20 protein-coding genes and 1 riboswitch are annotated in these 25647 nt (G+C 43.2%); of the genes, 6 read left to right on the forward strand and 14 right to left on the reverse strand.

Features of this window, described 5'->3' with window-relative positions:
• Positions 1-101 precede the first annotated feature (101 nt).
• Positions 102-2975, reverse strand: a complete 2874-nt coding sequence (uvrA, locus tag ACFQWC_RS15415) for an excinuclease ABC subunit UvrA (RefSeq protein WP_299743193.1) — start codon at positions 2973-2975, stop codon at positions 102-104.
• A gap of 7 nt (positions 2976-2982) precedes the next feature.
• Entirely contained in the window at positions 2983-4965 is a 1983-nt protein-coding gene (gene uvrB / locus ACFQWC_RS15420) for an excinuclease ABC subunit UvrB (protein WP_299743190.1), read from the reverse strand.
• A 623-nt stretch (positions 4966-5588) separates the two neighbouring features.
• Between uvrB and ACFQWC_RS15425 the strand changes: the two genes are divergently transcribed.
• A complete protein-coding gene (locus ACFQWC_RS15425; RefSeq protein ID WP_377108322.1) occupies positions 5589-7589 on the forward strand; it encodes an N-acetylmuramoyl-L-alanine amidase in 2001 nt (666 codons plus the stop codon).
• Between the two features lie 71 nt (positions 7590-7660).
• Here the strand turns inward: ACFQWC_RS15425 and ACFQWC_RS15430 are convergent, their stop codons facing one another.
• The 7 genes from ACFQWC_RS15430 to ACFQWC_RS15460 form a co-directional block, all read right to left on the reverse strand.
• A complete protein-coding gene (locus tag ACFQWC_RS15430) occupies positions 7661-7891 on the reverse strand; it encodes a CsbA family protein (protein WP_148970221.1) in 231 nt (76 codons plus the stop codon).
• 72 nt (positions 7892-7963) lie between these two features.
• Entirely contained in the window at positions 7964-8605 is a 642-nt protein-coding gene (locus ACFQWC_RS15435) for an HD domain-containing protein (RefSeq protein ID WP_299743183.1), read from the reverse strand.
• Between the two features lie 77 nt (positions 8606-8682).
• A complete protein-coding gene (locus ACFQWC_RS15440; RefSeq protein ID WP_299743181.1) occupies positions 8683-9453 on the reverse strand; it encodes an alpha/beta fold hydrolase in 771 nt (256 codons plus the stop codon).
• A 70-nt stretch (positions 9454-9523) separates the two neighbouring features.
• Complete coding sequence (locus ACFQWC_RS15445) at positions 9524-10699, reverse strand: phosphoglycerate dehydrogenase (RefSeq protein ID WP_299743179.1); 1176 nt, start codon at positions 10697-10699, stop codon at positions 9524-9526.
• Positions 10700-10701: 2 nt separating this feature from the next.
• Positions 10702-11781, reverse strand: coding sequence for a 3-phosphoserine/phosphohydroxythreonine transaminase (gene serC / locus ACFQWC_RS15450; RefSeq protein ID WP_299743177.1), 1080 nt, complete (start codon positions 11779-11781; stop codon positions 10702-10704).
• 220 nt (positions 11782-12001) lie between these two features.
• On the reverse strand, positions 12002-13324 hold the full coding sequence (locus ACFQWC_RS15455; RefSeq protein ID WP_299743175.1) for a TrkH family potassium uptake protein: 1323 nt from the start codon (positions 13322-13324) through the stop codon (positions 12002-12004).
• A gap of 3 nt (positions 13325-13327) precedes the next feature.
• Positions 13328-13984 (reverse strand): potassium channel family protein, encoded by a 657-nt coding sequence (locus ACFQWC_RS15460; RefSeq protein WP_299743173.1) that lies wholly within the window; start codon positions 13982-13984, stop codon positions 13328-13330.
• Between the two features lie 242 nt (positions 13985-14226).
• Positions 14227-14364, reverse strand: a riboswitch (cyclic di-AMP (ydaO/yuaA leader).
• Between the two features lie 416 nt (positions 14365-14780).
• On the opposite strand from ACFQWC_RS15460, the gene ACFQWC_RS15465 reads away from it, so the two are divergent.
• Positions 14781-15632, forward strand: coding sequence for a DUF1206 domain-containing protein (locus ACFQWC_RS15465; RefSeq protein ID WP_299743171.1), 852 nt, complete (start codon positions 14781-14783; stop codon positions 15630-15632).
• 58 nt (positions 15633-15690) lie between these two features.
• Here ACFQWC_RS15465 and ACFQWC_RS15470 read toward each other — a convergent pair whose 3' ends face one another.
• Complete coding sequence (locus ACFQWC_RS15470) at positions 15691-16641, reverse strand: polysaccharide deacetylase family protein (RefSeq protein ID WP_299743169.1); 951 nt, start codon at positions 16639-16641, stop codon at positions 15691-15693.
• Between the two features lie 168 nt (positions 16642-16809).
• Between ACFQWC_RS15470 and ACFQWC_RS15475 the strand changes: the two genes are divergently transcribed.
• The 4 genes from ACFQWC_RS15475 (at position 16810) to ACFQWC_RS15490 (ending at position 21545) form a co-directional block, all read left to right on the forward strand.
• The gene (locus tag ACFQWC_RS15475; RefSeq protein WP_299743167.1) at positions 16810-18042 is read left to right on the forward strand and encodes a hypothetical protein; all 1233 of its coding nucleotides are present in this window, start codon (positions 16810-16812) and stop codon (positions 18040-18042) included.
• Positions 18043-18065: 23 nt separating this feature from the next.
• Positions 18066-18758 carry a response regulator transcription factor gene (locus ACFQWC_RS15480; RefSeq protein ID WP_299743165.1) on the forward strand — a complete coding sequence of 231 codons (693 nt, stop codon included), beginning with the start codon at positions 18066-18068 and terminating at the stop codon, positions 18756-18758.
• The gene (locus ACFQWC_RS15485) at positions 18739-20133 is read left to right on the forward strand and encodes a sensor histidine kinase (protein WP_377108328.1); all 1395 of its coding nucleotides are present in this window, start codon (positions 18739-18741) and stop codon (positions 20131-20133) included. Before ACFQWC_RS15480 ends, ACFQWC_RS15485 begins: the two co-directional genes overlap by 20 nt.
• 176 nt (positions 20134-20309) lie before the next feature.
• Entirely contained in the window at positions 20310-21545 is a 1236-nt protein-coding gene (locus tag ACFQWC_RS15490; protein ID WP_377108330.1) for a dicarboxylate/amino acid:cation symporter, read from the forward strand.
• 46 nt (positions 21546-21591) lie between these two features.
• Here ACFQWC_RS15490 and cobD read toward each other — a convergent pair whose 3' ends face one another.
• The 4 genes from cobD to ACFQWC_RS15510 all read right to left on the reverse strand — a co-directional run bounded on the left by cobD (position 21592) and on the right by ACFQWC_RS15510 (position 25596).
• The gene (gene cobD / locus ACFQWC_RS15495) at positions 21592-22671 is read right to left on the reverse strand and encodes a threonine-phosphate decarboxylase CobD (RefSeq protein WP_377108333.1); all 1080 of its coding nucleotides are present in this window, start codon (positions 22669-22671) and stop codon (positions 21592-21594) included.
• Positions 22643-23608 (reverse strand): adenosylcobinamide-phosphate synthase CbiB, encoded by a 966-nt coding sequence (gene cbiB / locus ACFQWC_RS15500; RefSeq protein WP_299743156.1) that lies wholly within the window; start codon positions 23606-23608, stop codon positions 22643-22645. Before cbiB ends, cobD begins: the two co-directional genes overlap by 29 nt.
• Positions 23605-24312 carry an adenosylcobinamide amidohydrolase gene (locus ACFQWC_RS15505; RefSeq protein ID WP_299743152.1) on the reverse strand — a complete coding sequence of 236 codons (708 nt, stop codon included), beginning with the start codon at positions 24310-24312 and terminating at the stop codon, positions 23605-23607. Before ACFQWC_RS15505 ends, cbiB begins: the two co-directional genes overlap by 4 nt.
• Positions 24313-24399: 87 nt before the next feature.
• A complete protein-coding gene (locus tag ACFQWC_RS15510; RefSeq protein WP_377108337.1) occupies positions 24400-25596 on the reverse strand; it encodes a PDZ domain-containing protein in 1197 nt (398 codons plus the stop codon).
• Positions 25597-25647: the final 51 nt, after the last annotated feature.

Consider the following 25647-nt stretch of genomic DNA (forward strand, 5'->3'; position numbering starts at 1 on the left):
CCGAAATTAAATAATAAACCCGAACAAATCTGCCTACTAGGAAGCAGATTTGTTCGAGTTTTACTTAGACTAAAACACTTTTGTCCCAGCCTCTTTAGTCACTAATTCGTCACTTCTTCTTTTTCCCTGATCTTCTTCTTCATCCGTTCACGATCGCGCTCAAGCACAGGTTTCAGGTATTTTCCTGTGTAGGAACCTTGTACTTCAGCCACTTTTTCAGGGGTTCCGCTTGCGACGATGGTTCCACCTTTGTCCCCACCCTCAGGACCAAGATCTACAAGGTAATCGGCTGCTTTAATGACATCGAGATTGTGTTCGATGACGAGGACCGTATCCCCGTTTTCTACAAGACGCTGAAGTACCACTAAGAGTCGTGCAATGTCATCCACATGAAGTCCTGTTGTCGGCTCATCTAAAATGTAGAGAGAGCGGCCAGTAGAACGACGATGCAATTCTGAAGCAAGCTTCACGCGCTGGGCCTCTCCCCCTGATAGCGTAGTGGCGGGTTGACCTAATGTGATATAGCCAAGTCCGACATCAAAGATGGTTTGCAGCTTACGTTTGATCTTCGGGATGTTTTCGAAGAATTTCACTGCGTCTTCGACTGTCATCTCAAGTACATCGGAAATATTTTTATCTTTGTATTTCACTTCAAGTGTTTCCCGGTTATATCGTTTCCCGTGACAAACTTCGCATGGAACGTACACATCGGGAAGGAAGTGCATTTCAATCTTGATGATTCCGTCCCCGCGGCATGCCTCACAACGGCCGCCTTTTACGTTAAAGCTGAAGCGGCCTTTTTTATAGCCACGAACCTTTGCTTCGTTGGTTGTGGCAAACACATCACGGATATCATCGAATACCCCGGTATAAGTGGCAGGATTCGATCTTGGGGTACGGCCGATGGGTGATTGATCGATATCAATGACCTTATCAAGGTTCTCAATCCCTTTCACTTCTTTATGCTCACCAGGCTTCGATTTCGCATTGTGAAGCTTTTGAGCCAGTGACTTATGCAGGATTTCATTGATCAACGTACTTTTACCTGATCCCGACACTCCTGTCACCGCTGTGAAAATCCCCAATGGCAGCTTCACTTTTACATTGTTCAGGTTATTTTCTTTCGCTCCTACAATTTCTAAATACCTGCCATCAGGCTTACGTCTTTCCTGTGGAAGGGGTATGAATTTCTTCCCTGACAGGTATTGACCTGTCAATGAGTTCGGATCGTCCATTACTTCCTGAGGAGTCCCGGCAGACACCACTTCTCCCCCATGAACACCTGCACCTGGTCCTATATCGATAAGATAGTCCGCAGCCATCATCGTATCTTCATCATGTTCCACTACGATTAATGTGTTTCCTATTTCACGCATGTTCTTTAAAGTGTCAATCAGTCGATCATTGTCCCTTTGGTGCAGCCCAATCGATGGCTCATCCAGGATGTACAGGACACCTGTCAGACGTGAACCGATTTGAGTGGCTAAACGAATACGCTGAGCTTCTCCTCCTGATAAGGTTCCTGCTGCACGGCTTAGTGTGAGATATTCAAGACCTACATTCACTAGAAAACCGAGGCGTTCACGGATTTCCCTCAAAATAAGGTTGGCAATTTTCATATCCTTTTCGGATAGCTCGAGTTTATGGAAAAACTGCTCTGCTTCTTCAATAGAAAATGCGGTTACTTCCCCAATATGAAGAGAATCTACTTTGACTGCCAGGCTCTCTTCTTTCAAACGGTGACCGTTACAGGTTGGACAATCTTGCTGTGCCATGTATTTCTCCATCTGTTCACGGATATAATCAGAGCTTGTTTCACGGTAACGTCGCTCCACATTCGGGATGACACCTTCGAAACGAAGATAGTTTTCACGAACTTGACCGAAATCGTTCTCGTAACGGAAGTAAATCTCATCCTTGCCGGACCCAAATAGGATCTTATCCATTTGCTGCTTTGGAATATCCTTTACAGGCATATCCATCGGAATTTCATAGTGATCACATACGGCCTTTAGAAGAGATGGATAGTATTGGGAGCTTGTTGGTTCCCATGGAGCAATGGCATGCTCGTCTAGAGTGCGATCCCAATTGGGAATCACAAGCTCCTTATCGACCTCAAGCTTTGTCCCTAATCCGTCGCAGCTTGTGCAAGCACCATATGGACTATTGAAGGAAAACATTCTTGGCTCCAGTTCCGTAATGGAAAACCCGCAGTATGGACATGCATGATGCTCACTGAATAAAAGCTCTTCTTCCCCGATTACATCGATGATCACCTGACCGTCTGCCAATCTGAGTGCTGTTTCAAGTGAGTCAGAAAGTCGGGCTGCCACACCTTCCTTCACAACGATTCGGTCGATGATCACCTCGATGGAGTGCTTTTTATTTTTTTCCAGGGAGATTTCTTCCCCAAGATCCTGGACTTCACCGTTAATACGAACTCGAACAAACCCTTGTTTTTTGATTTCTTCAAGGGTTTTCACGTGCGTTCCTTTTCGTCCAGACACAACAGGCGCCAGTACTTGAAGCTTTGTTCTTTCCGGGTACTCAAGTATCCTGTCGACCATTTGTTCAATCGTTTGGGAGGAGATTTCGATCCCGTGATTTGGACAAATCGGTTTCCCTACTCTTGCAAACAGCAGTCTAAGGTAATCGTAAATTTCGGTTACCGTCCCTACTGTTGAACGGGGATTACGACTCGTTGTTTTTTGATCGATGGAAATCGCCGGGGACAACCCCTCGATGGCATCGACATCGGGCTTATCCATTTGACCTAAAAATTGACGGGCATAGGCAGAGAGGGATTCTACATAACGTCTTTGTCCTTCTGCATAAATGGTGTCAAAGGCCAGGGAAGACTTCCCGGAACCGGAAAGCCCGGTTAATACGACCAGTTTATCCCGTGGAATTTTAATATCTATATTTTTCAGATTATGAGCTCTGGCTCCTTGTACGATTATTTGATCTCGCGCCATATTTCGTTCATCCTTCCGCCTTGAGCTCAAGAATGGTATCACGAAGCTGTGCAGCGCGCTCAAAGTCCAATGCCTTGGCTGCTTCCTTCATTTCCACTTCTAAGCTAGCAATAAGTTTTTGTCGCTCCGGTTTAGACATTTTCGAAACCTTTGTCTGTTCTCCTTCATAAACCCCTGCTTCTTCTGCGGCATGTGTTGCCCTGATGACATCCCGGATTTCTTTTTGTATTGTCGTCGGGGTCACGCCGTGTTTTTCATTGTATTCTTCCTGTATCGTCCGACGACGTTCTGTTTCATCAAGTGCTTTTTGCATTGAGTCGGTAATTTTGTCCGCATACATGATGACTTTACCGTTACTATTACGGGCTGCACGGCCAATCGTTTGAATGAGGGAACGTTCAGAACGCAGGAAGCCTTCTTTGTCAGCATCCAATATGGTGACAAGTGACACTTCGGGGATGTCCAATCCTTCACGAAGTAAGTTGATCCCGACTAACACATCATATTTCCCCAAACGGAGATCCCGGATAATTTCAATACGCTCTAACGTCTTGATCTCTGAGTGCAAGTATTGGACTTTTATCCCGATCTCCTTCAGATAGGCAGAGAGATCCTCGGACATTTTTTTCGTTAAGGTGGTCACCAGGACACGCTCGTTTTTCTCAATCCGTTCATTGATCTCACCTAACAAATCATCAATTTGCCCTTCGATTGGCCGCACCTCGATGAGTGGATCCAGCAGTCCGGTTGGGCGGATGATCTGCTCGACCATTTCAGGACTGTGTTCCAACTCATATGGTCCCGGAGTTGCCGAAACATAGAGAAGCTGCTGGGTTTTCTTTTCAAACTCCTCGAAGCGCAGGGGACGATTGTCCATGGCTGAAGGCAGGCGGAATCCGTGATCCACAAGCACCTTTTTACGGGCCTGATCCCCGTTGAACATCCCCCTGATTTGAGGTAACGTCACATGGGACTCATCGACCACAATTAAGAAGTCGTCTGGAAAATAATCCAGAAGAGTATACGGAGTCGACCCGGCCGGCCTTAGTGTCAAGTGACGGGAGTAGTTTTCAATCCCCGAGCAAAAGCCCATCTCCCGCATCATCTCCAGATCGTAACGGGTACGCTGCTCTAAACGCTGGGCCTCTAGCAGTTTATTTTCTTCTTTCATGATGGCTAGCTGCTCTTCAAGCTCTTTTTCAATATTCTTGATGGCTACCTGTAATTTTTCTTCACGGGTTACGAAGTGGGAAGCAGGAAAAATCGCGATATGATCTCGATCGCCCATGATTTCGCCGGTCAGGGCATCCACTTCACGAATCCGGTCGATTTCATCTCCGAAAAACTCTACACGCATACAGTGTTCATCCCGGGAAGCCGGGAAAATTTCCACTACATCGCCTCGCACACGGAAGGTTCCACGCTGGAAGTCGATATCATTTCGTTCATATTGTATATCCACAAGCTTACGCAGCAATTGATTTCGTTCGATTTCCATCCCGGTTCTGAGGGAAAGGACGAGCTCCCGATATTCTTCCGGGTTACCTAAACCGTAAATACAGGACACGCTGGCAATGATGATGACATCTTTTCGCTCAAACAAAGAAGATGTAGCAGAGTGCCTGAGTTTATCGATTTCATCATTGATGCTGGCATCCTTCTCGATAAACGTATCCGTTTGAGGAACGTATGCCTCCGGCTGATAATAGTCGTAGTAACTGACAAAATATTCAACGGCGTTATCAGGAAAAAACTCTTTGAATTCGCTGTAGAGCTGTCCTGCCAACGTTTTATTATGAGCAATGATGAGGGTCGGCTTTTCAACCTGCTTGATTACATTGGAAACAGTGAATGTCTTTCCGGTCCCTGTTGCCCCAAGTAAGGTTTGATGACGTTTCCCTTCATTTATACCTTTAACCAATTTTTCAATTGCCAGGGGCTGATCTCCCTCTGGTTTATATTTAGACTTGAGCTCGAATTGATCTTTCACCGTGAAACCTCCTATAATAAAGGACTGCTACCTTGTATTTACCTACTTATACCCATCTTAAACACTGTCCATTCATCTATACACATTCTACCACATTTCCTACATTATTAACCAATAATAAGCGAACAAAAGTTCGTTTTTCTTGATATTTAAGGGTCGGACCTCATGAAACGTCCTCTTGGTTGTGGATAACATTCGGTGAAGTAGCAAATTAGAGGCTTGAATTGAGATTTCGACATTTTACGGGAGGTGACAAAGAAATTTTCGACACAATCCGAGCATTTCTATACACACCCTGTGTACAACTATGTGTATAAGTCGATATTCCTTGTGGAAAATCCCTAAACTTATTCACAATTCGTCAAAATTCTTGTGAACAATGTTGATGAATGCGTATTCAATCTGTGAATAACCCGTCCACCACTTCATTTATTCACACTATTCTTTATTTATCCACAATTAAGAAACCTCTAACTGAAATGCTTTCTACCACATCATAAGGCTTATCCCGACACAAATATTCATCTAGGCATATCCCTAATAATTGATTGACTATTCTGTCTTATTTCCAATAAGCTTTTTTATAAGTTCTACAAAAAATACATAGTGTTCAGGAGGAATGTATGAAGAAAAAATCTAAATGGCTACAAGTCGCCGGTTCCCTTAGTTTAACGGGATTTCTGTTGAGTTCCACCATTACCCCGATGGCACCATCGATCACCTCTCATGGAGTGGCAAAAGCTGAAGTTGTCGATTCACTCGAGTTGCAAAAAGCGTTCCAACAAGCTGCGCAGGAATTCAATGTCCCAGTTGAAATTCTACTTGCAGTGGGGTATAACGTATCACTGTGGGAGCATCACGACGGAAAGCCAAGTGCTTCCGGAGGCTACGGATTGATGCATCTGACGGATGTTAATACTGATCGTTTAGAAGATACCCACAGCGATGAACCCGCTCATATGTTTTTATCCGGTAAAGAGGACGCAGACGCTCAGCCCTTAGAAAAATCAACACTGAAAATCGAATCTACATTAGACATCCATGATCCAAAACTTCACACTCTGAATACCGCAGCTGAACTACTCTCTCTTCAACCAGAAACGTTAAAACAAAATAAAAAGCAAAATATCCGCGGTGCTGCAGCACTTCTGGCACAGTATGCCAAAGATACCACTGGAAAAACACCCTCTGACATAAACGGATGGTATGGGGCAGTCGCAAAATACAGCGGTTCAAACGACTACTCGGGAGCGAAGGACTTTGCGGACCGTGTATACGAGACAATCAATAATGGGGTGACGAAACAAACAGAGGATGGATCTTCCTTAACGTTAGCGCCTAAACAAACCAGCCCTAATCAAGAATCAATCCAATCGTTAAACTTAAAAATGGATACTGAAGAAACTGGGGCCGATTGTCCGAATGGCCTTTCATGTCATTACGTTCCGGCAGCTTACAAGAAGATTGACTGGGGCGGCGGGACCTACTATGAAACTTCATACGGCAATTACGACATTGCAAACAGACCGCATGACAATCAGGAAATCAAGTACATCGTCCTCCACGACACAGAAATCAGCTATGATTTAACCAAAACCGTGTTTCAGCGGGAATGGACCCAGGCTTCCGCTCATTATGTGATCCGTTCTTCCGACGGTGATATCACGCAAATGGTGGACAATAAAGATGTGGCCTGGCATGCCGGAAACTGGTATTTCAACTCCAAGAGCATTGGGATCGAGCACGAAGGTATCGCCATTGAGGGGGCAGCCTGGTATAACGAACAACTGTATCATGCATCAGCCCGATTAGTAAAACATCTTTCTAAAAAGTTCAATATTCCATTGGACCGCGATCATATCATTGCACATGATGAGATACCTGGGACGACAGCTGCAAGACAACCTGCTATGCACTGGGATCCAGGTCCATTCTGGGATTGGGCACATTATATGCAAATCCTTGGAGCTCCCCTGGAGTCAGGAAAAGGACAAAAAGGCATCGTCCAAATCCGTCCGAATTTCGAAACAAACAAGCCAATCCTTCAGACCCCATCGGGAGAACCTGTACCTGAACAATCGGCAAATTTTGTGTATTTGTATACAGCCCCAAGCTTTGATGCTCCGTTAATCAAAGACGCTGCCCTACCGAACGCCCACCCACTCGATGCGTCCAATTGGGGTAACAAGGCGGTTACAGGGCAAACCTTTTACAAGGCAGAAGAACAAGATGACTGGACAGCGATTTGGTACGCAGGACAAAAAGCGTGGTTTTATAACCCTAAGGGAACGAATACAACAAAAGCATCAGGTATTGTGATCACACCTAAAGATGGAACTTCGGGTATCCCTGTTTACGGACTGGCTTATCCAGAAGAAGAAGCTTTTCCTGATGGCATCCCGGTAAGAGGAATGTCCCCTCTTCAGTACACGCTGACTTCTGATCAAAAGTATGTAGCAACCGAAAAAGTAAAAGGAAGCTACTACAGTGCACCTGTTTACACGTACAATCCAGAGACGACACATAAAATCGTCTGGGGGAATGATGAGTTTTATCTTATCCACTTAAACCATCGCCTGGCATTTGTAAAAGCCAGCGATGTCGATGTTGTAGCTACTCCATAAAAAACACGGGCTGACTTTTAAAAAAAGTCAGTCCGTGTTTTTTCAGAACTTCTATTCATCTGTCACCCAAATCATGCACTTCTCTTCGCTTTTTTCATCATCCGGTCACTATACCAGAATCCGACGGTCAATGAAGCCGCGTCTACGACAATCAGCAACCAGGAGTCCGTATAGCCCTTTGAAACCGAAGCTGCAATGAGGGCTACGGTCAAGATCAAACCGACATAATGATTGTACGTCACCCGTGTGAACAGAACGACAAGCAATCCTGGTAAAAATAAACCTAAAATGATTTTGGACACGTTCAACTCTCCTTAAAGATAAGGGAATAACACATATTCTACCGAAGTTTTCCCTATCTGGAAAGATTTTTCCTACTCTTCACCCTGCTGAATTAATTTCTGGGTCCTATCCTTCAACTCACTATGAGGGATGAATTTCTCAGAAAGCATATCAGGCAGAATGTATTCCAAGAAGTAATGTACGCACTCCAGGTCCTTGTATTTCACAATGGTGGAAAGTGCTTCTTGATAAATTTCAATAAATAGAGGCTCTGGATTCCCTTTTTGAATTTCTCCAAAGGATTCATACAGAAGATCGATTTTATCTGCGACAGACAAAATTCTTCCTTCAAGGGATTCGTCTTTTCCCTCTTTAAAACGTTCTCTGTACACTTCTTGAAATTGCGGGGGAAATTCTGTAGTGATGAACTTATTGACCATCTGATCTTCCACCTGGCTGAAAAGCTCACGTAACTCCCCCGATGCATATTTTACAGGGGTCTTGATATCACCTGTAAACAGTTCCGCGTAGTCATGATTCAAGGCTTTTTCATACAGTGCTTTCCAGTCAAGTTCTTTCCCGCTCTGTTCTTCCACCGTTCCCAGGAATTGTGCGATTTTGGTAACCTTAAATGAATGACTGGCTACGTTATGCTCATGATACTTGAATCGCCCCGGACAGCGAATGAGGGTTTCAAGGTCGGATAAGCTTTTAAAATAGTGATGAATTCCCATCGTATTCTCCTCTCATTGGTCGACTTTACTTTATGAAAATAGTATCAAGTAGAAGAAGTAAGAGCAAAGATAAACCATTACCCCTCAGCTGCCAACCCTTCTAATTCTCCTAACAGTATATTATTTAGAGCATCGTGATAACGTGTGGGAATTTGGTGAGAGGCACCTGGAATGATATATATTTTCTTAGGATAGCAATCGTTATACAGTTTAAGTTGAGAATTGATCCAATCCGACCTTTCCCCGTAAATTAAGAGTAGCGGGATGGGTAGCTTACTTACCTGCTCTACCCCATCATAATGAAGTGATTGCTCGTAGAACTGATACCAAATATGGGGGTTCGCCTTATTCATATGACCCCTGAGTTTCTCACGCTCTAGCTTGTCCTTGAAATGCGCTCTGGAAATAATCCCGGAAAGGCGGTCCGGATGTTCCCGAACCATTTTCATTCCCATTTGGTGCATCCATTTCAGCTTGGGATTCGTGACTTTCGGGTATCCCCCTACCAGAATGAGGGAGGAAACCCGATCTACATAAGTACAGGCAAACATTTGTCCCACTACTCCTCCGGCAGAGTATCCGAGCATCACACATTCAGCAATGTTCAGGTGGTCGAGAACCGCCTTTATGTCTTCTACAAACTCCGAAATACTTATACTCTGTTTCATGGTAAAGGAGTCCCCGTGACCTGTTAAATCCGGAATGATGAGGCGAAAGTGCCTGGAAAGCACATGCTGCTTTATAAATGTCATCCTCCCCATACCCGGGGGATGGATCAAGACCAGGGGAGTCCCCTTTCCTAAATCGTCAAAATAAAGATCTCTATTCTTAAAGTGGATCATCGCCATAAAAATAAATCCTCCCTCAACCGCTTTACTACACATTGTTCTCGGGTTAAGGGAGTTCTAGTCACTATATTTAAATGAGACGGACGGAAACAACACCGTGTATTTCTTTTATCCTGCTTTTCACTTGATGTTCTTCTTCTTCGAGGAGTTTCTGATCCAAATCGATCATGGTATAGGCCCACGTATATTTACTGCGGTTGATCATATCTGCGATGTTGACCGCGTACCCTGAAAGAACATTGGCGATTTGACTGACCATATTCGGAATGTTTTGGTGCATGACCGTTACTCGCATTTTACCGCTATAAGGCAGTTCCACATCAGGCAGGTTAACAGCATGCTTGATATTACCTGTTTCAAGATACGTTTTCAGCTGCTTTGTCGCCATGATGGCACAGTTTTCTTCAGATTCAACGGTAGATGCGCCCAAGTGAGGAACAGGGACGACGTTTTTCATGTTCAATACCTTGTTATTCGGAAAATCCGTCACATACTTTCGGACAATTCCTGCTTCAAGGGCCTTTTCGAGAGCCCCTTCTTCCACTAGCTCACCTCTTGAAAAGTTTAAGATCGTCATAGCCTTTTTCATCTTCGTGAAGCCTTCTTCATTCACAAAGCTTGCCGTTTTGTCCGTTAATGGAATGTGCAGCGTAACGAAATCACACTCTGCCCATACTTCTTCTATATGATGAGCTCGCTTCACATCCTGTGATAAACGCCACGCCGCGTCAACGGATATAAATGGATCATAGGCGACCACATCCATCCCAAGGGCAAGTGCATCATTTGCGACAAGGACGCCAATCGCTCCCAAGCCTACAACACCCAGCTTCTTCCCTTTAATCTCACTTCCTACGAATTCTTTTTTCTTTGCTTCTACGACACTTGGTACGTCTTCCTCTGTTTCTTTTAACGTGTTCGTCCAGCCGACTGCAGAATACAGGTTACGGGAAGAAGCGATCAAATTAGCCAAGACGAGCTCTTTCACGGCGTTTGCATTGGCACCGGGCGTATTAAAGACCACAATTCCTTTTTCCGTACAGAGATCGATCGGGATATTGTTGACTCCTGCTCCTGCCCGTGCAATGGCTTTGACTGAAGCCGGGAAAGAATAATCATGCAAGTTCTTTGATCTTACAAGAATTCCATCTGGATCCCCATTCCCATTCAAATGGTAGTTCAGGTCATCCTCTATCAGTGAAAGTCCGCTTTGGCTAATGGCATTGTACGTATTGATTGAAATCATTCTCATAATCCTCCTTGATCAGACTCAAATTTTTTCATGAAATCGACTAGTGCTTCCACCCCTTCAAAAGGCATGGCATTATATAAACTCGCACGCATTCCACCCACGGAACGATGCCCTTTTAAAAATTCAAACCCTTCTGCTTTGGCTTCTTTTAGAAACCGTGCATCCAGCTCCTCGTCACGTGTTGAAAAAGGAATGTTCATTAAGGAACGATTATTTTCCGGGACAGGGTTATGGAATAAAGATGATTCATCTATACAGTGGTATAAGAGACCGGCTTTCCTCTCATTTTCAGCCTGCATCCCTTCCACCCCGCCATTCTCCTTTACCCACTCCAGCACAAGCTTTAATACGTATATGGAGAAGGTCGGAGGCGTGTTAAAGAGGGAATCATGCTTTACATACGTTTCATAATTCAACATCGTAGGACATGTATTCGATGCTTGACCGACCAGACTATCATGAATGATCGCCACCGTTACACCGGAAGGACCAAGATTCTTCTGAGCACCTGCGTAGATCAGTCCAAAAGAGGAAACATCTATTTTCTCAGAAAGAATGTGGGAGGACATATCGGCTACAAGTGGGATGCCTCCTGTTTCAGGCCACTCATGGTAACGTGTTCCTTCAATGGTATTGTTGGAGGTAATATGTATGTAGCTTGACTGTGGTGAAAAATCTTCTGGTGTATAAGCAGGGATATCGAACTTCTCTTGAGGTGATAAGGTTCGAACATTCCCAACCTTCTCCGCTTCTTTGACAGCTTTCTTCGACCAGCTGCCTGTCAGGATATAGTCAGCCTCTTGATGTGAACCGAGCAGATTAAGAGGAATCATGGAAAATTGCAGGGATGCTCCACCTTGCATAAATACGACATGGTAATCATCCGGGATCGAGAGCAGTTCACGCAATAAACCTTGAGCTTCTTCTATTATTTTTTGGAAAGGAGCAGATCGATGACTCAATTCCATCACAGACATACCCGTTTCTTGATAGTTCAATAATTCGCCTTGAACCTTTTTCAGAACAGGCTCAGGTAACACCGCAGGACCAGCAGAAAAATTATACACACGCTTCAACAACAGCACCGCCTAAAGTTCAGAATTTTTCAACAGTATAATCGCGCCCAGTGGTTTAGTCAATATCAAAAACCCATGATGAAAACGCTTAACATAACCGTTTTTAGGCTCATGCGTGGTTATGGATTGATTCTTTGTTGTTTTTAAAAACGGACATAAAAAAACCGGCTCCTCCATTTACCCGCGAAGGGCAAGATGAAGGGAGCCGATTGTATGAACATTAACCTGTTAAAATATCTTCTTTTGGATAGCGGATCTTTTCTTTGTCTGGTCTGGATAGGGAGAAGGCCAGTGTGAGGGGCCCCAGTTTCCCGACAAACATCACGATGATGATGATCCATTTACCTATTGATGTCAAAGATCCGGTAATTCCCATGGACAATCCCACCGTTCCAAAGGCTGATACCACTTCAAAGAGAATAGCCATGAAAGAAGCATTCCTTTCTGTCATATCAAGAAAAAAGAGAGCCGTAAAGACAAGGAGCACACTGATCATAGACACCGCCAAGGCCTTAAAAATATAGTTTTGATCAATCGTACGACGGAAAATACGAATCTCTCTTTTCTCCTTTAAGAAAGCAAACACACTCAATGAAATGACGACAAAGGTGGTAAGCTTGATTCCTCCACCCGTGGAAGCACTACCGGCTCCTATGAACATCAAAAGAATCGTGAGAAGCAATGTGGAGCGCTCCATGCTGCTATAATCAAGCGTGTTAAAACCAGCCGTGCGGGGGGTGACCGCTTGAAAATACGAAGCGAATAGTTTATCCAGTAGTGGCAATTGAGCCAGTGTATTCGGGTTATTATACTCCAGGATGAAAATCATCATAAAAGCGAATACATTGAGAACAAATGTCCCAACCACCATGATCTTCGTATGAAGTGACAGCCTTCTGATCGTTTTCGATTTCCATAGGTCCACTAAAACAGTGAATCCGATCCCTCCTAAAATAAACAGAAACGAAATCGTGATATTGACGACGGGACTTCCCACGTAACCCATTAAACTATCGGACCAAAGAGAGAATCCAGCATTATTAAACGCAGAAATAGAATGAAATAAACTGAAGTACAGCCCTCTTCTCCATCCGAATTCCGGTACCCATTCCGATGCCAATAAAAGAACAGCGAAGCCTTCTACAAGGAACGAAAAGATGAATAAATATTTTACAAGCTTGATGACTCCTCCTACGGAAGTCTGATTTAACGCCTGTTGAAGAAGAAGTCGTTCTTTAAACCCAATTTTCTTTCCGAGCATCATAAAGATCAAGACGGCAAAGGACATGATACCCAGCCCTCCGATTTGGATCAGACTCATAATGACCACTTCTCCAAAAAGGGTGAAGGCATCTCCTGTATCCACGACCGCAAGCCCTGTAACCGTCATGGCGGAAGTCGTCGTGAACAAGGCATCAAGCCATGTAATCGATTCCGTGGTGGCAAACGGCAGCTTAAGCAAACCCATTCCTACTATGATAAAGAATAGGAATGTCACAACGAGAAGCTGAGGAGGGCTTAACCGGATCACCTTATGCTTCATAAGTTATACACCTTCTTTTTCAAATCGGTTGATATCCCTGTTATGTCCAATGACGATCAGTAGATCTTCCATTTTTATGACTTCATCGGCAGAAGGGGATACAATGACTTCCTCCCCGCGGTGAATGGCAATGATATTACAACCGAATTTTGCCCGGACATCAAGATCATTTAAGGATTTGCCCGCGACCTTTTTAGACGCACGCACTTCTACAATACTGTGTTCTTTCGATACTTCGATATAATCAATGATCTTTTCTGACGTAATGTGATGGGCAATCCTTCGTGCCATGTCACGTTCAGGGTGAATGACTTTATCGGCCCCGATCCGGTCCAACACCTTCTGATGATAAGCGTTCGAAGCTTTCACCCATACTTCTTTAACCCCTAATTCTTTTAAAAGTAAAGTGGTAAGAATACTTGCCTCTATATTATCCCCAAAGGACACGATCACGTGATCAAAATTTCTGAGCCCAAGGGATTTCAACACAGATTCATCCATCGCATTCGCCTGCACGGCATGCGTGGCAATGTCTATATACTGTTGGACAACATCGTGATGAATATCTATGGCTAACACTTCAACATCCAGGTCAGCTAATTCCTGAACCAGATTTCCTCCAAATCTCCCTAATCCAATAACGGCAAACTGCTTTTTCATGATGAAATCCTCCAAAACCTTTTTAATAGCTTAACCATCTAGTACTTCTTCCTTACAACAAAAGCGCAGACAGCTCAAACAGAGACGGTAACATAAGACGAACCTGGCGAAGACTTCCTTTGCCTTTTTGGCAGGTTTGACTCATGTCCTCTGGCCTCCAGCCTCCGGAGCCGGACTTCTAAAACAACGCAAAAAGACCAACAGGAACTAAGCCTGTGGTCATCCATAATCGATCACAAGTATCATCCTCTCCCATTACGCTTACGAGGTTAGCTGACGGATTCGGGTTATGGAAGTAGCCCTACCTTTCAAAAGAAAGGATTCACCCCTTTAAATACTCGGGTCCCCCGCTTCAAAAATGAATTAAGCGATTAAGAATATTTATTTGATGATAGATATATTACTCCTCTCCTAATTCGTTGTAAATAGGTTTTATGTAAAATTTTTTAGTCTCTTTTCGTAAAGTTTTTTGCTATTGAAAAAGCGAGTAGTGGTTGATTTCCGCTCCAGGTGCTCGCTTTCCGCGGGGCGTGAGTTGAGGAGGCTCGGCCGAACGTCCGCGGAAAGCGAAGCAGTTCCCCTCACCATCCAGCACATTCTGATTGACAGAGCCAAAGCAGACCTTTTGTTAAAAAACAACAATCATTTAGTAAAGAGCAATTTTTCAAAAGAAAAAGGAAAAATTAAATCAAGCCATCCAGCATTTACTGTTCGTTAAAAAGGTTTCTCTTTTCTATATCCGGGGAATAGCATACATAAGTATTGCGAAAATAGAACCAGAAGGGAAGAAGTGTTTATGGCAGGAGTTTCATCCATTACAACATCAAGCAGTTCATCTGTTTCATCAAATGATATAAAACCTTGGATTCGAGGGTTTGCACGAATTGGATATATTTCGAGAGGAATTGTTTATATGCTGATCGGTGCATTAGCCGTTATGGCGGCACTCGGAATAGGAGGAAGCACTTCGGACTCGAGCGGTGCCTTTGCAGCAGTGGCGAGCAAACCCTTCGGGGAAGTCCTTCTCTGGATATTAGGTCTTGGTCTGATTGGAATCGTTCTTTGGCGCCTCATTCAAGTGGTAAAGGATCCAGAACATGTGAAAAACGACGGGAAATCCATGTTTAGAAGGCTGGCTAATCTGATCAGCGGGATTGCATACGGTTCTTTAACTTATAATGCTTTCGCGATTGCAATGCATGCCAAAAGCTCCGGGTCGGGTTCGGGATCTAAACAGACCTTATCTGCTAAGTTATTGTCTCAGCCCTTTGGTCAATGGATTGTCGGGATTGTCGGACTTATCATTATTGGATATGCACTCTATGAAATTCATAAAGCTTATACTGAGAAATACACGAATAAATTTAAACGGCATGAAATGTCCGAGAAAGAATGGGAAATGGGAAGAAAGACAGGAAAGCTAGGGTTATATTCCCGAGGCATGGTCTTTTTACTGATCGGTTATTTCTTTATTCAAACGGCGATCACAGCCGATCCTGATAAAACACAAGGATTGGACGGGGCACTTTCCAAGATCGCTCAACAACCTTATGGACAATGGCTGCTTGGATTTGTGGCGGCAGGATTGGTCCTTTATGGCGTATTTCAGATTCTAACAGGAAAAAACCGTCATATGAGCATTTATTAAGAATGAAAAGGAGCAGCCAATCGGCAGCTCCTTTTTCCTTGTTCTTCTGGCATCAATGTTAAAATGTAACTGGATCCATTTCTTCTGTTAAAGTCTTCATATTATATCCTTGATCATTCAACTTCTTAAGTAAAGAATCTAAATAAGCGAGTGTCGTATGCTTTTCATGCATAAGAATGACTTTTGACTGATTTTCATATGGAAAATAAGCTAACTGATCCACAACACTCTGAACATACTCCCCACTATGAAATTTCCAATCTTCACTATCCACATTCCAATCCCATAATCTAAATCCTTCTTTCTTTACTGCTGTCAAATATTCCGGTTTCATATTGGGTACGGACCCATAAGGAACGCGAATCAACTCGCTTCGAATACCTGTAATGGACTCTAACGTAGATTGAGCCGTCAGCATCTCCCCTACAACCGATTTACTAGATTGGTAGATTTCGGATACATCATGGGTGACACCATGCAACCCGACGCTATGCCCTTCTTCCACCATCTGTCGAACGGCCTCACTATGTTTTTTCATATTCGGTTCCAGCATAAAGAAGCTCGCTTTTGCCCCATATTGATTAAGCACTTTAAGAATCGCTTTCGTATTTTCATTAGGACCATCATCGAATGTGATGTAAACCGTCTTTTCATCCTCGAAGTTCCCTTGTTCATTCACATTGGTCGAATGGTCTTCTATTTTCACTTCCTCATAGTAATTTTCGTCTTTCACACTCTCTGCTTCATTGGAATTAACTCCTTGTTCCTCTCCTTGAGTGCTGTCATGGTCCTCATTCCCTACTACAGGTTGTCCCGATTCGCCTTCCTCTTTTTCAGAAGGTTCTTCCTGGACTGCTTTTTGTTGAGTCGTTGGTTCCTTTGAAATCTTCGCTTCCCCGGTGTCCAATACCCACGAAGTTGAAAGAATGAGTAATAATACGATCGCGCCCGCCAAGCCTCCCAATTCAATGGGCTTAATCCATTTTCTTTTTTTCCGTTGTCTCCCCATATCGATCACCTTTCTCCATTCTTGTTATGTTAAATGATAGGGTCATAGGCGATGAAAAGGGTTACTTGCCGGTTACAAAGCAAGGCGACTTTTGTAACTTTTTTGTTACTTTTGTCGATTGAGTTTACACTATACTAGTGAAAGCTATAGGCAGGATGTGATGATCAATTGAAGAAGATTTTGTTCCTTATGGGTTGTCTTTTCGTGTGTACGGGTTGCTCATTATTCCAATCCAATACATCGTTACTGAAGCCGCCTGAACTTCCGGTTAAACAGCAGGAAGTGAAACAAGCGATCGGAAAATATGTTCCCTCACAGGCGGAATGGGTTTCACCGATTGAAGACAAACAAGCGAATAAAATGATTGAAGCAGATTTGGATCACGATCAAATGAACGAATTGATCGTATTTTATAGACTAACTGATCAAACCTCTCAAATAGAAGCCATTGTTCTAAAGGAAGAAAAAGGGGATTGGAAGGAAAAAATGAAATTGAAAGACCTTGGAAGGGAACTACATAAAGTGGAATTTCTCGACTTAAATCAGGATGGATACCAAGAAATATTGGTTGGGTTCTCTTTCTCAGAAGACACCTCAGACAAAGCATTGATCGTGTACGACTTGAGTAAAGGTAAGCCTCAGAAGCTGTTTGAATCCCAATATAGTGCGTTTTTTTCAGGGAACTTCACGAAAGATGATCAAGGGGAAATCCTCCTCGCATCACTGGTACCAAACCAGTCTCATTCTGTTCGTCTTTATCAATTCAGCAACCATAAAATGAACGTGTTAGATGAGCTGAAATTAGATCCATATGTATACCCTTACTACCACTCCTTAGCCGGGTCCATTTCCCCTTCATTAAAAGGAGCGATACTGGATGCAGGTGTAGGTGCTCATTCGTCTACGTCATTCATTATTGGTGTAGAGGGTGAGAAGTTGAGGAATGTCTTACCGGAAAACATGAAGGAGGAAGAGCTTTTCAGGGCATATGCCGTGAATAGTGAAGATTCGAACGGAGATGGAATCCTTGAATTCACTCTTCAAAAAGAGGCAGGCGATGATAATCTTGCCTATTCTGACATGCCTTTCATCAATGAGTATTATCAGCTCAGCGACCAAAAACAAGCCGAGCTCATTCATCGATACTACGACAATGCAGCTTATTTATACAGGTTCGAGATCCCCCAGGACTGGCCCTCTGTATATATAGAGGAATCAGAAGACGGACGTTATGTGGAATTTCTTTCTACTAAAGATGGCAGCGTGCTATATGATGTATACGCGATTGACAAGGGTCAACCACTGCCAAAAGGGTGGAGTCTATTGTATGAAAGCAATCAATTCACATATGTAACAAAATACTCAACGGCAATAGGCAAGCGCCTTTTCCAGCCAATCTGATGACAAAATGGAGGTGTAATTGAATGAAGAACATTTTGATTATTGAAGATGAAGAATCCATCCGTGGCTTTATCGAGATTAACTTAATGCGATACGGATACGCCGTCTTTCAAGCTGGGAGCGCAGAGGACGGAATCCACCTGATCAAGAGAGCACACCCCCCCATCGATATTGTCCTACTTGATGTCATGCTCCCCGGTATGAACGGATTTGAAGCATGTAAAGAGATAAGAAATTGGAATCCATCCATTGGAATCATCATGTTAACAGCCAAAGTGCAGGAAATGGATAAGGTACACGGATTGATGAATGGGGCAGATGATTATATCCCGAAACCATTCAGTCCAAATGAACTCATTGCTCGAATCGAATCGTTACTCAGAAGAATGAATGTTCATCGGGACAAGGAGGATAGCCAATCCCCCATCACGCTAAACGAACAGAAGAGACTTCTATTCGTTCAAGGAAAGAAGATTGACCTTTCCCCGATAGAGTATGAATTACTCAGCATCATTTTCAAGGCAAATGGAGAAGCGATCTCCCGCAATGATCTCTTGGATGAAGTATGGGGACTTCAATACGCAGGGGATCCGAAGATTGTGGACGTAAATATTCGGCGAATCCGTCAAAAAATTGAAAATGACCCTTCCCGTCCTCACTATATCCTTACGGTTTGGGGATATGGGTATCGCTGGAATGACGAAAATGGGAATTAAAAGAAGATTACTCATTCAGAACGTCTCTCTTATTACCTTAACCATTCTGTTATTTTTGGGCATTCTCGTTTCTGGAATCTATTCTTATTACTACATCGGTACAATAGATATGCTGAAGAATCATGCTGTGAATTCATCACAGTTTGCCAATAAATATATGAACCTGCATTCCTTTACCTTGAGGAATGAATTGACTAATCTCCAAAAAAATTTCTCCATCCCTCAAGCCGAAACACAAATATTAAACGCACGTGGAGACTTATTATCCTCTTCTAGTGGTTTTATTCCGGATGAAAAGCCTGATTTCAAGGATATTGAGGAGGCATTTCGAAATGGCAGCGGAACTTGGATCGGCAACCACCCTATAACAGGTGAGCATATCTTGGCTGTGTCGGTACCATTAAATGGAGAGAATAACACCATTGGATTGATCCGGTTTATAACATCCCTGGAATCACTGGATAACAATTTCCGAACAATCTTGCTTTCTTTGTTTTTAATTGGACTCGTTATTTTGCTTATCGTTTTTATGGTGAGTACACTTTTTGCACGTAATTTAACGAAACCTGTGATTGAACTGACCGAAGCATCACAGAAGCTTGCCAAAGGAGAATTGGAAACAAGAATTGTCGGACAGTACAAGGACGAATTCCAAACCTTGAGTACATCCTTTAATGACATGGCGAGGGAACTCCTTAAAACCGAGAAAATGAAGAATGAGTTCATCTCTTCGGTTTCCCATGAAATTCGCACTCCCCTTACAAGTATTAAAGGATGGAGCGAAACATTGCTGACGGGTGATTTACAAAATGTTCAGGAAAACAAAACGGGGTTGACCATCATTTCAAAGGAAACGAATCGATTAATTGGACTGGTAGAGGATCTATTGGACTTCTCGCGTTTTTCAAATGGATCATTTACGATTCACCCCACTACCTTTTCTTTCATTCGAACTCTGAATGAAGTCATTCTACAGCTGAATCAAAAACGGAAAGAAAAAGGTATATCCATTATGTTGGAAAGCGATGAGACAGTGGATCTATTCGCAGATGAAAATCGTATCCGACAAGTGTTGATCAATCTCTTAGATAACGCAATAAAATACTCGGACCCGAATTCAACGGTTTTCATTCGTTATATCCAGACGAATTCCCATTTTACCTTTGAAATAGAAGATGAGGGGCAGGGAATCGACCCGGAACACCTGCAACACATTGCCACCTTATTCTATAAGGAGAGGGAGAATTCAGATGGGGTAGGGTTAGGATTAGCGATCTGTAAAAACATCGTTGAATTGCACCATGGAAAATTTTTTGTGAAAAGTGATAAGGGTTCAGGTACAACGGCCGGTTTTACCATTCCCTTACGTTCTTAAAGAGCTTGGATTTTGAATCCAGGCTCTTTCTTTATAATCGATTAGGCATGAATTTTGACACTCCTTTCATTCTATTGTATCTTATGACAATGAATCCTCACTAAACCTATCAGAATTATAGAAATAGTATTTTTGAGATATTTGGGGAAATCTACTAAATAGAAGGAGTGGCTACAATGAAATCTCTTTGGAAAGGTTATCTAGATACGTCCCTTATTGTGAAAATAACCGTTGCTCTTGTACTGGGGATTGCGGTAGGACTGATATTCGGAAAAGATGCATCCGTCCTTTCTCCCTTGGGCGATATATTGATTCGCTTGCTGAAATTTCTTATCATCCCTCTTATCCTGTTTACATTGATGGTCGGCGTGAACCAGACCAATGTGAGCAAACTCGGACGAATGGGAGGAAAAACGTTCTTATATTATTTATTCTCTTCAGCATTAGCCATTGTGGTAGGCATTGCCGTTGCCAGTATTTTCAACCCTGGAACGGGCATGACCCTCGATACAACGGAGAAATTTGAAGTACCGGAAAATCCAGGGATGACCAGTGTACTCCTGAACATTATTCCGGAGAATATCGTCACGGCATTCACGGAAATGAACCTCCTGGGAATCATCTTTACCGCCCTTGTGTTTGGTATTGCCATTTCCTATTTAAGGTCATCATCCGAGCATCATGAACTGGGTGAACAAGTATATACAGTCGTGAACGGGTTAAACGAAGCGACCCTTGCGATCATGAAGGTGATCCTTCAATATGTGCCGGTCGGTATCTTCGCCATCATGGCGGAAACGGTCGGGAAACAAGGATTGGATACACTTTTGTCTCTAGGGAACATGATCCTGGTTCTTTACATTGCTTTGTTTGTTCAAATTGCCATTTATATCATCGCGTTACTCTTCTTTAAAATCAGGCCAGGCAGGTTCTTTGCTCAAGCTAGAACACCCATGATTACGGCATTTGTGACTCAAAGCAGTTCCGGTACCCTGCCTCTTACTTTAAACGCAGCGAAAAACCTTGGTCTGTCGAAGAGCTTATACGGATTCAGCTTACCCCTCGGGGCCACAATCAATATGGACGGCGCTGCAATCCGGATCGCAGTGTCCGCTGTTTTCGCGGCTAATGTAATCGGAAATCCACTAAGCTTGAATGATATGCTGGTCGTCGTCCTCGTCGGAACCCTGGCTTCAATCGGTACAGCCGGTGTTCCCGGGGCAGGTATCATCATGATTGCCACTGTCTTCGCCCAGCTTGGGTTGCCGATGGAGACGGTTGCCCTGCTAACTGCGATCGATGCCCTTGTTGGTATGGGGTGTACAGCTCTTAATGTGACAGGGGATTTGGTTGGTACGTCGATTATTGATAAGACGGAGAATGGAGACAAACAAGAAGCCGCTTCCATCTAAATATTGAATAAAAAACAAGCTTGAGTTGGACTCAAGCTTGTTTTATTTAAGGACGGGATTTCCATTCCGTTAAGGCATCCATCAATTTTTCGTGCTCTTTTTCTCCCTTAACAGCAAACCTTAACCACCTTCCATCCAGCCCTTTGAAATTAAGGGTATGGCGGCTCACAATCCCATTTTCTAACAGAAAACGGAATAACTCAGTTTGGCCGTTAAGCTCCGGATCCCTTAAGAGATAAAAGTTTGTCTGACTTGGTGAATAGTCAAATTGGCATTCGTCGAAAAATGCAAATAGCTTCTCCCTCTCCCGTTTCACCATGCATTGAGTATGACGGATAAAATCCTTTTCCTCCAAGAGTGTTTCCCCTACTTTTTGAGCGATCCCGTTTACACTCCAATGAACCTGATAGGTTTCCAATTCTTTCACTACTGTCTCCCCAGCCATAAGAAAACCCAGGCGGATCCCAGGAATACTGAACATTTTCGTCATGCTTCTTAAAACCATGAGATTTGTATATTTCTTTACCAGAGGGGCTATCGTTACCTCCTCCAAAGGAAAATCATAAAATGCTTCATCCACAATCACGTAACAATTTTTATTATTAGCTTCTATAATGATTTCTTCTAACTTGGAAGCAGAATACAACACACCCGTGGGATTGGTAGGATTACATATAAAGACAGCATCCATTTTCGGCAGGGTTGCTTTCAATTGATTCACATCCAGGTCCCAATCATTCTCTTTTAAAATAAAATGATGGATAGTGCAATCATTGATTTGACAAGCTTTCTCATATTCTGAAAAAGTGGGATGGATGATCAGAACATTGGAATGGGACAGCCATCTACCAATTAAATGGATCAGTTCTGCGCCGCCATTACCAATGAGTATCGCTTCTGCCTCTATCTCTTCCTTCCGTGCAATGCTTCTTCGTAATGCTGCAGAATGCGGGTCAGGATACGTAATGATCTCATCTAATAGATCTTTCCATATTTTTTTTAAGACAGCTGGTGGACCGTGTGGATTAATGTTTGCACTTAGATCAACGATTTGGTCAGGCATCCTGATATCCATTGCTTTATATGTATACTGTGGATTAGATCCATGATCTGGTAATACCAACAAGAATTCCTCCTATCCAAAGAACAATGATGAAGATGAAACAAGCCTTCTGCATTCGGGCAATGGTTTTCTGGATATGATTTCGTTCTAATTCGAAAACCATCCTTCCCATTTTCGCCCGATCAGAGACTATTCCTTTATATGTATTGAGTCCTCCCAGTTGTATTCCTAAATTCGCAGCTACAGCCGCCTCTCCCCAGCCGCTGTTTGGACTGGGGTGTTTCTTGGCATCTTCAAGTAGAATTCCAAACCCCTCTTTGTAAGTGAAATATTCAGGACGTTTACAGAAATATAGGATGACTCCCGTTATTCTACTTGGAATCCAATTCAGTACGTCATCCATCTTGGCTGACCCCCACCCAAAATCGATGTACCGCTTGTTCTTGTATCCCACCATGGAATCACACGTATTCACACATCTGTACACGATGGCTAGTGGGGCACCTCCGATCAACGCCCAAAACAATGGAGCCGTTATCCCATCGCTAGTATTTTCCGCAACGGTCTCAACAGTTCCTCTTACGATTTCACTTTCATTTAAGTGTTCTGTATCTCTGCCCACGATATAAGAAAGCTTCTCCCTCGCTGTTTTCATGTCGTTTTTTTCAAGTGGGTGAAATACTTCTAAAGCCGCCAATTTAAGGCTCTTCTGGGAGATGGTCGTCATGATGATGATTGCTTCTACCAAGACTCCCATAATTGTATGAATAGAATAACTTGCCCAAATGATGCAGGAGGTAAGAATAAATGCCGATACTACCAATATCGATACCATCACTATGCCTTTACTTCTTAGAAATCCCCCTTTATTCAAGCTACGATCTAAACGAGAAATCGCTTTTCCCATCCATTTAACAGGATGTGGCCACTCTGGTGGATCTCCGATCCATAAGTCCAGCACATAGGCAATGGTTATAGCAATCAAGTGATGAATCATCATAAGGCACCCACCCTTTTCTTATACTTGGAAATCGCTTGGATGGTGCACTCATAAACTCCTTTACTAATCCATTTTCCTAAGGGGGTGATCGTTCCAGCATATTTCAGAAGCACTCCCTCTTCAGTGCTAGCGATTAATATACTGTCAGTAGAGGTACCCGTTGCTCCACTCCTTGTTATGGGATCTTTTACATTATGAGCCTCAAGAGCTTTCACCTTGGCTTCTGTTGCAGTCATAATCCCCTGTATGCTTGCGGCCTCTGATACTCTCCCATTGATAAACACCCAGATGTTAATCGTGCCCGGTGAATGATCAAACGAATGACGGTCACTCATACTCGCATCAACGGCATTACCTACTCCTGCGGTAACGACAATAAATACAGAAAATGATCCCCCCTCATAAAATCCCCAGCAGACATCTTCCAATTGAACAGCCGTCATCATCCCAACCGTGTCTTCTACCTGGGCACCCATTTGCTGAAGGAATCTTTCCATTTCTTCATGGTGGTCCTCACTATTATAGCTTTTTGATACATGGCGATTGACAAATGTTGAATACCAACCTGTTCCGGCATTGGTGACTCCAGAGGATACTGTTTTTAGTGGGAGTGGTGATTGAAGGATGATCTGGTCCTTGGAGTGACTAAGTAAGTGCTGATTGATGATTAAAAGATTTTGAAACTCTTTATTTCCGTTATTCATTATTATCTGCTCCTCCCAGGCCATATCAATAACATTATTTCTATTAAAAAAGCAAACTACTGTCAGTAGTTTGCTTGAAAGAAAAGTCTATGAAACCCGATGGTGCTCCCACCCCGATGACTCATCCGCAAAAATGATTCCCAGCTCGTGATGATCACCTTCATAAAGGGCTCCTTGCGTAAAACGGTTTTCCCCGTTTGTTCCAAGTACCTCAAGCTTACAGTACGCCCCGTTCTTTTGAAGGGCTTCATAAAACGCTCTTTCTGTATTCACTTCGACTCCATTTACTTTCAGTACGATTTCTCCTACTTCCAGTGTCAGTTTCTTTGCAGGAGAACCGGGTAGAATTCCAAGAATCATGACTCCCTTTGACTGTCTTTTAAAGAAGTATGGCTTAGAGTTTTCAGCACTTCGGAAGCGATAGGAAATCCATGCCCGTCCACACATTGCCACAACAGCTGCTGCGATTGAAAACATAGGAGCCCAGAATCCTGTTATAGCTAGTGTCAAGACGAATGCACCCAGCCAGAAAACCCTGTAACCAGTTTGCTTGATCGCAACCTCAGGCAAGGTACTTTTAACAAGCTGTTGAAAACCAAGAAGGAACGGGACACAAAGGAGCGAATACGTTTCTGTCCCCATTGTTAACACCGGCCACCATTCAAATGGAGGGGGCAATGTTCCAGCAGGAATTGGCACAAACATCGGTACAAGCCATAATTTCTTCCCTTGATGAGCCCCTACCTTAAGACCTCGGGCACTCTTTAGCAAACGAGGTGAAGTATGCTTCCCCCCGTTCATTCGAATCAGGCTTCCTTCAATCATCGTCAACACACCAAGAAGGACGACGATGGAACTCAGCATACCTACATTCAAGCTTTCTACATATGTATCCACATAGGGGATTTCCCACTGGAAATAATCCACCGCAAACAGGATGAAGTACGAAAACCCTACAGTCATGGTCGCAGACATAAGCTGAAAACGACTCGTTAATGCAAACAGGATGGACACCATCCCTATAAGCATGATTCCAGCGAAAGGAATCACAACCCCCGCTCCAACTATTACGACAGAAACCAGCAACCCAAGTACAATCCCATATGAAAATAAAACCCGCGTATCATGATATCCATCCAGCAATCTCGTATTAAAATCCCTTCGTTCCCTTTTGACACGATAATAGCCCGTCATGATAGCGAAAAATACAGACACATATAAAACAGGATGAAGAAATAACTTTCCAAATCCCTTCACGAACTCCAGCAACCAAAGCTCAACCAATGATCCGTCACCACCTTTTGTAAGAAAATTTGCATTATCTACTATTTTATC

It is taken from the genome of Rossellomorea sp. GCM10028870 (genome assembly GCF_042666755.1).
Lineage (GTDB): Bacteria > Bacillota > Bacilli > Bacillales > Bacillaceae_B > Rossellomorea.

Excerpts from the sequence above, each read along its gene's own strand:
- ACFQWC_RS15485 (WP_377108328.1), top strand. The coding sequence starts at position 18,739 with ATGACGAAAATGGGAATTAAAAGAAGATTACTCATTCAGAACGTCTCT.
- ACFQWC_RS15470 (WP_299743169.1), bottom strand. The coding sequence starts at position 16,641 with ATGGGGAGACAACGGAAAAAAAGAAAATGGATTAAGCCCATTGAATTG.
- ACFQWC_RS15460 (WP_299743173.1), bottom strand. The coding sequence starts at position 13,984 with ATGAAAAAGCAGTTTGCCGTTATTGGATTAGGGAGATTTGGAGGAAAT.
- ACFQWC_RS15490 (WP_377108330.1), top strand. The coding sequence starts at position 20,310 with ATGAAATCTCTTTGGAAAGGTTATCTAGATACGTCCCTTATTGTGAAA.
- ACFQWC_RS15455 (WP_299743175.1), bottom strand. The coding sequence starts at position 13,324 with ATGAAGCATAAGGTGATCCGGTTAAGCCCTCCTCAGCTTCTCGTTGTG.
- ACFQWC_RS15465 (WP_299743171.1), top strand. The coding sequence starts at position 14,781 with ATGGCAGGAGTTTCATCCATTACAACATCAAGCAGTTCATCTGTTTCA.
- ACFQWC_RS15435 (WP_299743183.1), bottom strand. The coding sequence starts at position 8,605 with ATGGGAATTCATCACTATTTTAAAAGCTTATCCGACCTTGAAACCCTC.
- ACFQWC_RS15440 (WP_299743181.1), bottom strand. The coding sequence starts at position 9,453 with ATGGCGATGATCCACTTTAAGAATAGAGATCTTTATTTTGACGATTTA.
- ACFQWC_RS15480 (WP_299743165.1), top strand. The coding sequence starts at position 18,066 with ATGAAGAACATTTTGATTATTGAAGATGAAGAATCCATCCGTGGCTTT.
- ACFQWC_RS15445 (WP_299743179.1), bottom strand. The coding sequence starts at position 10,699 with ATGATTTCAATCAATACGTACAATGCCATTAGCCAAAGCGGACTTTCA.
- ACFQWC_RS15425 (WP_377108322.1), top strand. The coding sequence starts at position 5,589 with ATGAAGAAAAAATCTAAATGGCTACAAGTCGCCGGTTCCCTTAGTTTA.
- ACFQWC_RS15505 (WP_299743152.1), bottom strand. The coding sequence starts at position 24,312 with ATGAATAACGGAAATAAAGAGTTTCAAAATCTTTTAATCATCAATCAG.
- uvrA (WP_299743193.1), bottom strand. The coding sequence starts at position 2,975 with ATGGCGCGAGATCAAATAATCGTACAAGGAGCCAGAGCTCATAATCTG.
- cbiB (WP_299743156.1), bottom strand. The coding sequence starts at position 23,608 with ATGATGATTCATCACTTGATTGCTATAACCATTGCCTATGTGCTGGAC.